11 protein-coding genes and 1 tRNA gene are annotated in these 13,592 nt (G+C 47.6%); 1 reads left to right on the forward strand and 11 read right to left on the reverse strand.

The genetic code is table 11. The annotated features are described in order from the left end of the window. Nucleotides 1-27: 27 nt before the first annotated feature. The 9 genes from pth to minC form a co-directional block, all read right to left on the reverse strand. Nucleotides 28-606 carry an aminoacyl-tRNA hydrolase gene (gene pth, locus MRK00_00650; GenBank protein ID MDR4515900.1) on the reverse strand — a complete coding sequence of 193 codons (579 nt, stop codon included), beginning with the start codon at nt 604-606 and terminating at the stop codon, nt 28-30. Nucleotides 607-689: 83 nt separating this feature from the next. Next, the gene (locus MRK00_00655; GenBank protein MDR4515901.1) at nt 690-1,319 is read right to left on the reverse strand and encodes a 50S ribosomal protein L25/general stress protein Ctc; all 630 of its coding nucleotides are present in this window, start codon (nt 1,317-1,319) and stop codon (nt 690-692) included. 66 nt (nt 1,320-1,385) lie between these two features. After that, entirely contained in the window at nt 1,386-2,336 is a 951-nt protein-coding gene (locus MRK00_00660; protein ID MDR4515902.1) for a ribose-phosphate pyrophosphokinase, read from the reverse strand. Nucleotides 2,337-2,522: 186 nt separating this feature from the next. Then, a tRNA-Gln gene (locus MRK00_00665) sits at nt 2,523-2,597 on the reverse strand. Then, nucleotides 2,577-3,446 carry a 4-(cytidine 5'-diphospho)-2-C-methyl-D-erythritol kinase gene (gene ispE / locus MRK00_00670; protein ID MDR4515903.1) on the reverse strand — a complete coding sequence of 290 codons (870 nt, stop codon included), beginning with the start codon at nt 3,444-3,446 and terminating at the stop codon, nt 2,577-2,579. Before ispE ends, MRK00_00665 begins: the two co-directional genes overlap by 21 nt. A gap of 183 nt (nt 3,447-3,629) precedes the next feature. Further along, nucleotides 3,630-4,277 (reverse strand): lipoprotein insertase outer membrane protein LolB, encoded by a 648-nt coding sequence (gene lolB, locus MRK00_00675; protein ID MDR4515904.1) that lies wholly within the window; start codon nt 4,275-4,277, stop codon nt 3,630-3,632. 124 nt (nt 4,278-4,401) lie between these two features. Next, a complete protein-coding gene (minE, locus tag MRK00_00680) occupies nt 4,402-4,680 on the reverse strand; it encodes a cell division topological specificity factor MinE (GenBank protein ID MDR4515905.1) in 279 nt (92 codons plus the stop codon). Continuing rightward, a complete protein-coding gene (minD, locus tag MRK00_00685; protein MDR4515906.1) occupies nt 4,677-5,489 on the reverse strand; it encodes a septum site-determining protein MinD in 813 nt (270 codons plus the stop codon). The genes minE and minD overlap by 4 nt, the downstream gene beginning before the upstream one ends. Before the next feature lie 73 nt (nt 5,490-5,562). Further along, complete coding sequence (gene minC, locus MRK00_00690; protein MDR4515907.1) at nt 5,563-6,375, reverse strand: septum site-determining protein MinC; 813 nt, start codon at nt 6,373-6,375, stop codon at nt 5,563-5,565. Between the two features lie 318 nt (nt 6,376-6,693). Here minC and MRK00_00695 point away from each other — a divergent pair, with 318 nt between their 5' ends. Next, entirely contained in the window at nt 6,694-7,947 is a 1,254-nt protein-coding gene (locus MRK00_00695) for a hypothetical protein (GenBank protein ID MDR4515908.1), read from the forward strand. A gap of 56 nt (nt 7,948-8,003) precedes the next feature. Here MRK00_00695 and MRK00_00700 read toward each other — a convergent pair whose 3' ends face one another. Continuing rightward, complete coding sequence (locus MRK00_00700) at nt 8,004-9,773, reverse strand: tetratricopeptide repeat protein (protein MDR4515909.1); 1,770 nt, start codon at nt 9,771-9,773, stop codon at nt 8,004-8,006. A gap of 295 nt (nt 9,774-10,068) precedes the next feature. Next, nucleotides 10,069-13,479, reverse strand: a complete 3,411-nt coding sequence (locus MRK00_00705; protein MDR4515910.1) for a M20/M25/M40 family metallo-hydrolase — start codon at nt 13,477-13,479, stop codon at nt 10,069-10,071. Nucleotides 13,480-13,592: the final 113 nt, after the last annotated feature.

The raw sequence follows: 13,592 nt of genomic DNA on the forward strand, positions 1-13,592 counted from the left end.
TGTTGGTGTATTACAACCATTAACTGTTTATTTGGTATGCAGTTTCAACATTGCGGACTGGAAATCACCTTGCGCAATCAACTGCCAGACCTGTAGGCTTCGATCAATCGCTTCATTAATCAATGGGACTTCCTCCTTCCTCGGTGAATGTAAAACATACCGGACAACGGCGTCACGATCACCCGGGTGTCCGATACCAATTCTCAATCGCCAAAAATCCCGGGTACCGAGCTGGGCTACAATATCTTTAAGCCCGTTATGTCCACCAAGCCCCCCGCCCTGTTTCAATTTAGCCACACCGGGCAACAAATCCAGTTCATCATGAACAACCACAATTTCTTCAGGCAAAATTTTATAAAACCGGCATAATGCCGCTACAGACTGGCCACTGCGGTTCATATAGGTTTGTGGTTCAAGCAGCCATAAATCCTTATTCTCCAGTGTTATGCGTGCGCATAAGCCTTGAAAACGTGCTTCGGGTTTAAGTGCTATCTTCAGTTCATCCGCAAGGCAATCTATCCAGTGAAAACCGGCATTATGACGTGTGCTTTCATATTCTTTTCCGGGATTACCAAGACCAACTATCAGTTTCATGCGCATAACCACGATTTACAGCGTTACATAAAACAAAAATCTGCTGGGCAATCAAGACCAGCAGATTTTTGTTGTTATCCAATAGGATCAGAATACTACTCTTCTTTTGCTGCTGCTTCTCCAGCTTCTTCTGCCGCTTTCTCATCAGCCAATACTGAACGCGGAATAACAATAGTTGCTACTGCCTGATCATCGCCTTTTGCCAAAGCAGTAATTTCAACATTTTCAGGAAGTGTTATATCACTTAAATGCAAGGTATGTCCTGCAACAAGATCAATCAAATCAACTGTAATAAATTCAGGCAAATCTTTAGGTAAACAACTGACATCTACTTCAGTCAGAACATGACTGACTATTCCGCCCGATAGTTTAACACCCGGCGCAACTTCAGCATTGATAAAGTGCAATGGCACTTTCATATGAATTTTCTTTTTCGGATCAACACGCTGAAAATCAACATGCAACACGACGGGTTTGTAGGGATGCATCTGCACATCCCGCAACAATACCTGTTCTTTACTGCCGCTTATGTTCAAAGTCAAAATCGAAGCATGAAAAGCTTCCATCTTGAGTTTATGGAACATATCGTTATGGTCCATTTCAATGGATAGAGGCTCGCCATTTCCACCATAAATGATTCCCGGCACCTTGCCAGAACCACGCAGGCGGCGGCTCGCACCTTTTCCCTGCAACGTGCGCTTTTCCGCGCCGACTTCTATTTTCATTCTATTTCTCCACAAAAGTGATTTGTCCGCGACCAAACAAATCGATTAAAAAAAGCGTAAATTTCGCTACTCCATAAATAATGAGCTCAGAGAGCTTTCATTACTGATGCGTACCATTGTTTCAGCCAACAGGCTCGCAATACTCAACTGACAGATTTTTTCACATGCGATTGAATCTTCATTCAGCGGTATGGTATCCGTCACCACCAGCTTATCCAGGTTGGAATTTCTAATACGCTCTGCAGCTTTACCTGACAATACCGGGTGCGTTGAATAGGCAATCACCGCTTCCGCGCCTTCCTCTTTCAAGGCATCTGCGGCCTTACAGAGCGTATTGGCTGTATCGACCAGATCGTCAATGATGACGCAGGTTCTTCCTTGGACTTCACCAATAATGTTCATTACTTTGGCTTCATTGGGCTTGGGACGACGTTTATCGATAATCGCAAGATCGCATTCCAGACGTTTTGCCATATGTCTCGCCCGCACAACGCCCCCCACATCCGGGGAAACCACGACTAGATTCTGATAATTGTGTTTCCAGACATCTCCTAACAATATAGGCATGCCATAAATATTATCGACAGGAATATCAAAAAAACCTTGGATCTGGTCAGAATGCAAATCCATTGTCAGCACGCGATCCACGCCAATTGTTGTCAGCATATTGGCGACAACCTTGGCGGTAATCGGCACTCTTACCGAGCGCGGCCGTCTGTCTTGACGTGCATACCCGAAATAGGGAATAGCGGCAGTTATCCGGCTTGCCGAAGCGCGCCGAAGCGCATCCACCATGACCAATATTTCCATTAAGCTGTCATTGGTGGGCGCGCATGTGGACTGCAAGACAAAAACATCTTTACCGCGCACATTCTCGAGGATCTCGACCATAATTTCACCGTCGCTAAAGCGTCCAACCGTCGCACGCCCAAGACGAATATTGAGATGTTTCACTACATCGTGCGCCAATTTAGGATTGGCGGTACCGGTAAAAACCATCAAGCTGTCGTAAGACATTGTTATCTATTTGATATATGTTTGGCTGGAAACTCAGGATCGCTTATCGTTCTTCGGTCATACGAAGAAACGAAAACACTGTACAAAATCAGTCTATTTAATTTGTTGGTGTTGCTTCAACTCACTGAAAATTATTTATATTCTGGCTATTCACCGAATAGCCTCAAATATGATAAATGATAAAAATGGCTGGGGAGGTAGGGATCGAACCTACGAATGCCGGAATCAAAATCCGGTGCCTTACCACTTGGCGACTCCCCAGTTTTTTTTCTCAGGCTTATACATCGGATGATGATCCAATCCGCGCGCCACAAAACCTGTCATATCAGCTGGAATACGTTCATGCGCGTCATTTGCTTCAGATTCTGATGCAAATTCCGCAAACACACAAGCACCTGATCCACTCATTGCCGCTATTGTAGTATTTTCCAGCTGCTTTAGCCACTTTAAACTGCTTAGCACTTCCGGATAAAGGCTACAAACCACCGGCTCCAGATCGTTATGTCCTTGCCAGATGGAAAAGGGCGGTATTTTGATAGGAATTGTGTTTCGTGTCAATTCCTTATTCGAAAAAATTTCTGCGGTGGATACATGAACAGGCGGTATAAGCACCAAATACCATGCTGCCGGCAATTGTACCGCAGATAATCTCTCACCAACACCTTCGGCAAATGCATTTTGCCCAAAAATGAATATTGGAACATCTGCGCCTAATTGCAACCCCAATTCCAGCAGTTTTGCCTTGTTCAATCCCAGGTTCCATAACCGATTGAGCGCCATGAGTGTAGTCGCCGCATCAGAGCTACCGCCACCCAACCCACCGCCCATGGGAATCCGTTTCTTTAACGCAATATCGACACCCATTGCGGTACCGCTTTCATGTTGCAACAGCTTCGCTGCCCGTACGCATAAATCCTGGTCTTCAGAAATCCCATCCACTGGCGTAACCAGTCTAACCAGACCATCATCACGCAGTCTGAAACTTAATTCATCCGAAAAATCCAGCAGGCGAAAAACGGTCTGTAACAAATGGTAACCGTCCGGTCTCTGGCCTACGACATGCAGAAAAAGATTCAGCTTGGCGGGCGCGGGAAATGTCAACACTGTCATAAGGGCACCTCTAAAAATTCAGAGTTTTAAACAAGACGAGGCGAGAACAAAAAATCTTGACGCAGCATATAGATTGATATGTGAGGAGATATTTTTTGTGAACAACGACGTATTGTGACGAAATATGGATTTTTAGAGATGCCCATAAGCAAAATAGAGTCTATCGATAATGCTTTAGGCCTGTCAAACCTCAACCCAGTTATCGATCACCATCCGTATGTTTAAATCATCGAATCGCAATTCGACAATTCTGGGGCGTATTTGAACCCTTCCGGAGTGATCTGTAGATTCAGCCGCGTAACGTGTAAAAAGAATTTCCCATCCATCCTGGCGGATTGAAATAATCCGGTCATCGTTGTCAAAATCAACAGACGCCGTACTGAATGGCGAATAAAAACCCTGAATCCAATACTGCAATCCGTCCAGAGGCAAACGCCACCCTAATATCTCAACGGTCAATTCTTCCACATCCCGGGCATGAAATGTTTCCTGTTTTGAAGTCACCAGACTCACGCCATGGCCATCCCTTTTGATCTCGGCAACCGCTTGACCCAGTGGCGTTAATAACAAGATTGTATCTTCCAGTCTTGCGTGATGCCAGTGTACATTACCGGAGAACCGTTGCTGCGCATTGCGTACCGCGACTCTGCCGAGCAGCTTGAAATCCGCAGCCGCCGCATCTCTCGAATCTGTCACCGGTTCAAAAATAACCGTGCGTACAGCAATGCTTGGTTGCGTTTTTAATGTGGAACAGCCAGCGAGTATCGGCAGAATAATAATCAACAGCTTCCACCACTGACCTTCTATCGGATAACGGTCAAACACAAACATTAATCCAACACCCCAGTCCGATCAATCGAGGTAAATTTTAAGAATGAGACTGAATTCAAATTGATCACGAATCCTGAACAATCACCGCCCCGGCAGCCAGTTACTTATTATGACCAATTTCATATCAGATATTTAGACTTTTATTTTCCTGTGTAAAATCAGGCAAAACAATATTCAGTTCCAGCGTTTCCTGATTTTCATCCTGTTCAAATTTTACTGAAATGGCCTCCTGATCGACATGCACATATTTACGAATCACTTCGAGCAGTTCTTTTTGCAATTCCGGCAAATATGATGGCCGATTACGCGTAGTTCGCTCATGCGCAACCAGAATCTGCAATCTCTCTTTTGCAATGGCCGCAGATTTAGGCTTGGATGCTCTGAAATAGTCCAATAAACTCATGATCTACCTCCAAAAAGCTTCCTGAAGAATCCTCTGTTGTCTTCTATAAAGCGATGCGGACGGTCTTCTCCTAGATAACGCGCAATAACATCTTCGTAGGCCTGACCCGCTTCGCTTTTTTCATCGAGTATTACGGGTACCCCTGCATTTGAAGCTGTCAACACCGATTTTGACTCGGGAATGATCCCCAGCAATTGCAATGACAGAATATCCTGCACATCTTCCAGCCCCAACATTTCACCTGACCTCACCCGACTGGGATCATAACGTGTCAGCAACAGATACTCTTTAATCGGCTCCTCATTGTTCTCAGCCCGGCGCGATTTACTGGCCAGAATCCCCAGCATGCGATCCGAATCTCTCACCGACGAAACCTCAGGATTGGTGACCACAAACGCATCATCCGCATAATAAAGCGCCAGATTTGCACCTTTTTCGATACCCGCAGGCGAATCGCAAACGATATAATTGAAGTCCTTGGATAACTCGTCCAGTACTCTGCCAACACCTTCCAGCGTCAAAGCATCTTTGTCACGCGTTTGAGACGCGGGCAAAATATAAAGCAGGTTGCAGTTTTTATCACGAATCAAAGCCTGGTTAAGACTTGCCTCACCATTAATCACATTGATAAAGTCATAAACAACACGGCGTTCGCATCCCATAATCAAATCAAGATTGCGCAGCCCGACATCAAAATCAATCACCGCCGTCTTATACCCTCTTTTTGCCAGCCCCATAGCAATTGCAGCACTCGTTGTCGTTTTACCAACGCCGCCTTTTCCTGATGTCACAACAATAATTCTCGCCAATTGAGTCTCCTTAGCTAAAATAACCAGAGGATGTTAACACTGCGTGTAAGACTTCACTTATTGTTAACATTCCCTAGACAATCTCCTTAATGATTAACGCATGATCCTGCAAATAAATCTGCATCGGTTTTTTTTGTAATTGTTTGGTCATATGCTCACTTGTTTTATAATCTCCCGCGATTGAAACAAGCTCAGCCTGCAAATCCAGACAGAATATCCGCGCACTTTTATTCCCTCGCACCCCTGCCAACGCCCGGCCACGCAATGTATTATAAACATGAATATTGCCTTCAGCCATCAACTCAGCCCCGGCACTGACCTGCGACATCACCACCAAATCACCGTGAGCATAAATCCGCTGTCCTGAACGAACCGGTTGGGTAATAATCATTGCTCTGACAGGTGCAGCCGGTGATTCCTGTTTCTTCGACTCGTCAGCAATTTTTGATGCATCATTTTCTTCGTGCTTTTCCTGTTCCCCTTCAAGCTTGACTGAAACAGGACCGGCCGATTGATCATCGGATTCTTTGGATGGTTTTTTCTCATGCACAGCATGATTGTTTTCAAGATCGCGTCCTGCGTCAATGGGTATCGACAGTTTTTGCGCCTGCTTGTTTTGCTGATCATTCCCTCCGCGCAATCCAATTGGAAACAAACCAATCTTGCGCAACATGTCAACAATCTCAGCAACATTAAAATCCAGAGCCGATTTATTTAACTCCCGCACATCAATTATTAGCGGGGAATTTTTGAAAAAATCGGGGGCCAAACTGATTTTTTTTTGTAGGGTTTGTTCTATAGCCGCGATTTCATTGCTGAAAAGAATTAAGATGGGCGTAAAAAAAGTACTACTCTTGAATTCAAGAACAGACGATGTATTTGACATTTTCATGTAGTCTCGTCGACATCTGTTGATCGGTTGGTTGTTGTAATTATACAGATAGATTAGTATTGATAAAATTCATACCGTTATCAAAACATTTTCAAAATTCAAACAGCGCGTCATTATCGCTTAATTATGTTCTCAATTGAATGCAGAAAACTCCATCTAAATCGTTGCAGTCCGTATAGTATACAGGTAACACATGCTCGACAGAAATGAGATAACGATTATAACTGTAATATTTTCTAATCGTGCACATTAGCCAATAAAAGCGTTTTTACTCACAACACTGTCAATTTTATCTTCAAGTTACATCATAAAATGATCCGGAAACTGATTTTGTTAATGACTGTTTTTCTGCTTGCGCTCCCACTGTTACTGGGCATTTTCCTGTTTCTGATAATCGACGGCCAGCCCCGCGTGGAACGCCAAATCAGGGTTACACCCGAACATATCGAACGCGCAAAAAAAACATTCGACCGGCACCGTCATCATGCGCATAAAAAGCTACTGTCAACCGTCAGCATCCGTTCGGATGATATCGATATTGCCGCTAATTACCTGGCCAAGCATTTCACAAATGGTCGGGCACGCATCAAAACAGTCAATCAGAAAATGCATATTCAAACAAGTCTGCCATTGCCCCTGCAGGCAATAACGGGCTATATCAATCTTGAGGCCACTTTGATCGAAGCCGATGTATTGCCACAACTGCAATCAGTCAACATCGGACAAATTCAAATACCGGATTTCATCAGCCAATTCCTGGTCGCTCAAAGTATCCAGTGGTTGCAGCGCCATCCAAAATATAGCGATGGAATCAAGGCAATCAAAGGTGTAGAGATCACACCCACCACGATTAATGTCTCGTATCTGTGGCAAGGTCAATCCAAACAATCTGATCACGCCTTACCGCTTCTCAACAAATCGGAACAGGAAAAAGTCCATCGCTACTATACACTGCTGTTACAGAACAACCGACAAGGTGAAAAACAAACACTGTCCCAGATTCTGCAACCGTTAATGCAAATGGCCATGCAACATTCAACCAATCGGCAGGCGCAAATAGAAAACCGTGCGGCCATCCTGGCCGCCACATTTTATGTGTTGGGGTTACCGCTGAAATACATCGTGCCCGAAGCGGCCGGCCGGCCTCACCACAAAGGCCACACCGTAACGCTGGATGGCCGGCAGGATTTTGCGCAGCATTTTATCGTTTCAGCCGCCATCACCGCATATTCGGATACCGCGTTATCCGATGCCATAGGTCTTTATAAAGAAATTGAAGACAAACGCAGCGGCAGCGGTTTTTCCTTCAACGATATCGCTGCGGACCGTGCCGGAACACGATTTGGCGAGCGCGCAACCGCCAGCCAGCAGGATGCGCTTTGGATACAACAGTTGATCGTTCAGGGATTAGACGACAAGGATCTCATGCCAATGTGGGCTGACCTCCCTGAATTCCTGTCCAGACCTGTTTTCAGACAGCAGTATGGCAATTTTGATTCGCCCGCTTATTTTCAGATGATGGAAAAAATTGAGCGGCGCGTGGAAGCGCTTGCTTTTTTACGATAATAAATCGCCAAGATTCAAAAAAATATTTATTTCAGCACTCAAAACGATACAGCGCATTATTGTTTCAAGCGTTTTATCGTTTCCATCAACACCTCATTGTCCGGGTCTTTTTCCAGCGCCGAGTTCCAGATATCCTCCGCATCATCGTGCGCGCCCTGAACCCAGAGCACTTCTCCCAGATGCGCTGCTATTTCCGAGTCCTGACTGATGGAAAATGCACGGTTCAGATAATTCAAACCATCCATCATATTGCCCATGCGATAGTAAACCCACCCCAGACTGTCCATGATATACGGGTCATCCGGAGAGAGCTCGACCGCTTTCTTAATCAGCATCAAGGCTTCCGGCAAATGCATGCCGCGCTCGGCAAAACTGTAACCAAGCGCATTATACGCATGTGCATTATCGGGCCGAAGCTTGATCAATTTCCGCAAGTCCTTTTCAAGAATATCAAATTTGCCAATTTTGTCAGCAGCCAGCGCACGGTCGTAGAGCAGCTCGGGATAGTCAGGCAGTTTCTCCAGTCCGGCATCAAGAATCTTGAACACTTCCTGGTGCGAACCCACCCGGCGCAAAATCTGTGCCTCGGCCAGAATCAAATGTGCAGATTGCTGATCGTTTGCCGCCGGCAGTTGTTGAATATGCAATCGCGCTTCACTCAGCTGCCCTTTCTGTGCGAGTAAATCGGCATAACGAATCTGGGCAGGCAGATAACGTCCGCCTCTTTTTACCTGACGGTAAAAATCCATGGCCAGATCTGTTTGTTTCATTTCTTCGTAAACTCTGGCCAGATGAAAATGAATCGCATTGGTGTCCTCATACCCTAATGCAAGCGCCCTTTTCAAACTGATTTCAGTCATATCGAAATCATACAGTTCAGTTGAAATCAAGCCGATTGCCACCATGATTTCTGCGTCATCCTGATTATTGTCGAACAGAATCCGTAACTGTTCGCGCGCCAGATCCTTTTCGTTCAATTCAACCAGCAGCCGGGTATAGGCGATGCGCACCTCATTCGATTCTGGATATTTTTTCAGGTAATCGCGATAAAAATTGGCGGCATCGATGTTGGACTGCCGCTGAAGCATTCTGCCACTTTGAACAGCGGCGATTTCCCAATCCGGCCGTAATGAAAGCGCTTCATCCATTTCCACCAGCGCCGTATCATATTCACCCGCGAACCAGGCGGCCTGAGAGATCGCAAAGTGTACTTCCGGAAATTTCGGATACGGCGCCGCCAGTTTTTGTATCAATCGCAGTGTTTCCGCTTTATTTGAATTGCGGGATAACAATTGATTGAGCTGCATAAAGGCACTGCCGGCATTCTCCCGGTCCGAAGCCAGCAATTTCTCCAGATGCGGAAAGGCTGCATCCAGCTTGCCAAGATTGACCAGCATAGCCGCCAGTGTCTGACGTGCATCAAGCGAATCCGGATCAAATTCAACCCACATGGAAGCTGCCCTTTCCGCAGCAAATGCATGGCGCGCATGCAGCGCAATCTCGCTGGCACGTTTGGCGATACGCGGATCGCGCGTCGTTTGCGCCAATTTCAGATAACGGCTGACCGCAATATCGAGATTGCCGCGCTGCAGCGCAGTTTCACCGAGTAAAAAATCAAATAAAATCGGTGCGGTTAATTCCAGCTTCGGCAACTTGGATTCACTGATTTCTTCTTCATCACCGGCATTTCCGGAATCGCCGGATTCAGCAGTTTTTGCAGGCGTCATGGACTTCCCTGTTTTTCCATCCCCCTGTTGAGAAGGAAACTGCGCACATGCGCCAAGGCCAAGCGTCAATAAGAGAACAAGAATGATGTTTGTTTTCATGGAAAATCCAAGGATACGATTCAAAATTATAAAAAGCGTACAGATATCACCGATTCGAAACCACACATAACCTTTCCACAGCGGTTTTTATTTTAATTGATTCTAACTTACTTTTATACAGCCAGGACTTTTCAATTTGATATTGTCGTGTTCAGTGAGCTTGTCAGTTTACATGTCAAGTCGTTTCTTGCAAAAAAAGCACATTTCCACATCACTTGTTCTGTTCTAGCCTAACCATGAGAACATATTTGTTTCATGAAAGTTCACTGATAGTTACGGTCGTCAAAACAACAAGTTAGCGCACACCCAAGATCACCTCGACTCTATGCAGCCGCCCCTCGCGGTGATAATGCAGTTCGACTGTCTGCCCTGCCTCAAGCGTTTTCAGAATCTCGGAATATGACGCCAGATCGCTAATCGGCTGATCGGCGAGTTGCACCAGAACATCCCCTGATTGCAGTTGGGCGCGATGCGCGGGCGAATCGGCGATTACGCTGTCTATGCGCACGCCCCCGTCCTGATAGGAAAAATCGGGCACAGTGCCTAGGCTGGCGCGGCGTCTGGTTTTGGGTTCGTTTGTTTGTTGTGCGCTGCGCGCATTAGCGGAGGGTAAAGTCACAGTCAATGGCTCAATGCGGTTGGCCAGATATTCTGCGGCTTCCTTGAGAATCGACGCCACCTTGACCAGACCGGAGGAATCGATTTTGTCTATGGTGTCGCCGGGCGCGTGATAGTCTTCATGCGCGCTGGCGAAAAACTGTACCGCCGGAATACCGGCTTCGATAAACGCGGCCTGATCGCTCGAACCAAAATCGTCCATCACGGAATTGACCGGAATACCCGTGACAAAACCCGCCCCGCGGAAAACATGCACAAGTTCACGCGCACTGCCGGCACCGAAAACCGTTACCGGGTTTTCACCCAGACGGCCCACGGTATCGAGATTGAGCATGGCGGCTATTTTGTCTGCGGGAAATTGTTTTGCATTGCCGACATAATGTCTTGCGCCGAGCAATTCAGCTTCCTCGCCGGTAAAGGCGACAAATACTATACTGCGTTCCGGTTGCCATGTTGCCCCGGCCTGCCGCGCCAGTTCCAGCATAACCGCCACGCCACTGGCATTATCGTCCGCCCCGTAATGAATTTTTCCCTGATTCCCTTCGCGCACATCGGGCCAGCCCGTACCCAGATGATCGTAATGCGCGCCAATGACCAGACTTTCCGTCGTCAGTTGCGGATTTTTGCCGGGCAGCAAACCGATGACATTGCGCAGGGTAATGTTGCCCTTCGGCGCGCCGACATCCTGTCGCCAGACCTGGAAGTAACTGCCGTCATCACCGCCGGGCTGCAAGCCTGCCTGCTGAAACTGCTGCGCTATATAATCAGCGGCTTCATCGAGTTCCGTACTGCCGAGTTCCCGTCCCTTGAAAGTTTCACTCGCCAGATGCGCAATATCGGCCATCATCCGGTGCTCTGAAAATACGGGCGGCAATTGCGCAAGCGCTGCGCGTTTTTGCAATGCGCCCATCGCCTGCGAATCCACCGGTTCGATTGATTCTGCATCCTGCTGTTCAACAATCCGCGACAACGGCGAGGCAATCACCGGCCATTGGCCCTTGTGGATATTGACCAGATCATCGCCCCCATCGTCCTGAAATGCCAGGTAACTGTATTTGCGGTAATGCGGCAGTTTTCTGGCCAGCTCAGCCACCGCCTGAGGACTGTCAGCCGCAACCCACAACAGCGTTTCATCCGCATTGGACGGCTGCCGTGCGGTCAACACGACCGAATGGGCATGCTCGGTGAACGTCTGACCATTCAATGCAAGCCCCTGTTCGCCAACCTGAACCGAATGATCCGCCAATGCCTTCGCGACATCTCCGGCAAACCGATTCTGCCAACCCATGATCCAGATAGTCCGGTTCTTGGGCAGTCTGTCCAATTGACGGTCATGTTTTACTTCAAACGCGCCGGGTTGCGTTTTTTGCCAGTATTCAGCGAGTTGTTCATATGCCTTTTGCATTTGCGTATCATGATCAGTGGGCAAGACCAGCAGCGGTTTTTCAGCACCAAACCCCTGTGACAATGCTGACGGAATCTCACGGCTGTCCAGTCGCCGGAACACATCAAATTGCGGATCGACTTCCACGCGCAAGGGGCGCGCCTCAAAATCCATTTCGAAAGTCTGTGTGCGTTGATTCATCGTCACTTGTGTCTGATAGGCCTGCGCTTCACCCTGCAGGTACACGGCGATCGGAACTTGCAACTGATAAAGCTCGCCGTCCTGCACCTGACTGAAAACGCCTTTGAGTTTGTAGCCCTGCGGCGTTTTTTCTGCCATGGCTTCCTGAAGCACCAATTGCGGCGCACCAGTGCGTTGCACCCACTGGTCAAACAACGCGGAAAAATCCCGACCAGTGACTTGACTGAATTGTACCTGTACATCTTCAAAGGATGCCTGTTTGAACATGTAATGGCTGTAAAATCGCCGCAGCACTTTGACAAAATCGTCATCGCCAACCTGTCTTCTCAGCATATGGAAAAACATCATGGTCTTGCCATATCCGACGGCTTCCGAACTCGAACTGTGGCGCGAGACAAACCGTGCAATCGGAAAATCCTTTTCCTTGCCGACAAAATCGGCGTATTTCTGCAGCACATCGCGCCGGTATTCCTCGCCTTTGCCCCGCTGCTCGTTGACCAGATGATCGGCCAGATACGCCGTCAATCCTTCCGCCCAGTTGCCGCTGGCGTAATCGACAAACACGCCGTTGCCCCAGTAATTGTGCAGAATTTCATGCGGATACGACGAATGCAGAATAAATGGAAAGCGGACGACCTTGGGCCCCAGCAAAGTAAACGATGGCATGCCGTATCCGGTTTCCCAGAAATTCTCAACCAGCGCGAATTTGTCATAAGGATAAGGTCCGATCAGCTTGTTATACATACCGATATACTGCGCAGTGGTATCGAGATATTTCTGCGCCAGCGCAGCATCGTCTTCACGCAGATAAACCAGCGCAGTTACTGAACCCGCCGACTGGGTATAGCGGTAATACCGCCCCGCGACCAGATAAATATCGTCCTGTGGATTCAATTCCTGCCATGTAATTGTAGCGCCCGGCTCGTCCCGCTGTTCGCTGACCAGTGACCCCTGACTGACGACATCCCACCCTTCAGGCATACGAACAGTCATACGAAACGACACCATCGGATCTTCAAACTGCGGATACCAGGCGCTCGAATTGGCCAGAAAAACGCCTTCGGATGAAATCACGCCGGGCGTATAACTGAAACTGCGCGCATACTCCTGCCCCGGCCCCTGCACGGCATGATCGATTTTGCCGCTGTAGCGTAGCGTTACCGGTTCAGTCCAGGCGTCTGGCGTCAATAGATAGTGTTTCAGCGGCACGGGTGCGCGTTTTAGTGCGCCCGAATTTGCTGCCGTAACCCGTCCACCTTCCACGGCATCGATGCTCAAGTGCGCATGCAGGCTGAAACGAATGGCGGTTGCGCCATTATTCTGATAGTGTTGCGGCATTTTTATCTGATCAACAACCCTGATTTCGGAAGTTTCCGGCACGATGGTCACATCCATCCGGTGATGGATCGTGTCATTGCCGCCGGATGCTATCAGGCTAAAGCTCAGGCAAATAAAAATAAAGACGGTTATCAGACTAATTTTTATTGTTTTTTGTACATTCATTGACTCAAAATGCTCGGGAAAATTTTAATCGGGAAACTGGCTGTTTCACTGCTGCGGGTCAAGTCATTTTTCAACTGCTTTTATCGGCTGCCCACCGCATTGATGCTCACTTG

The organism is Nitrosomonas sp., assembly GCA_031316255.1.
In the GTDB taxonomy this organism is placed as follows: Bacteria; Pseudomonadota; Gammaproteobacteria; order Burkholderiales; family Nitrosomonadaceae; genus Nitrosomonas.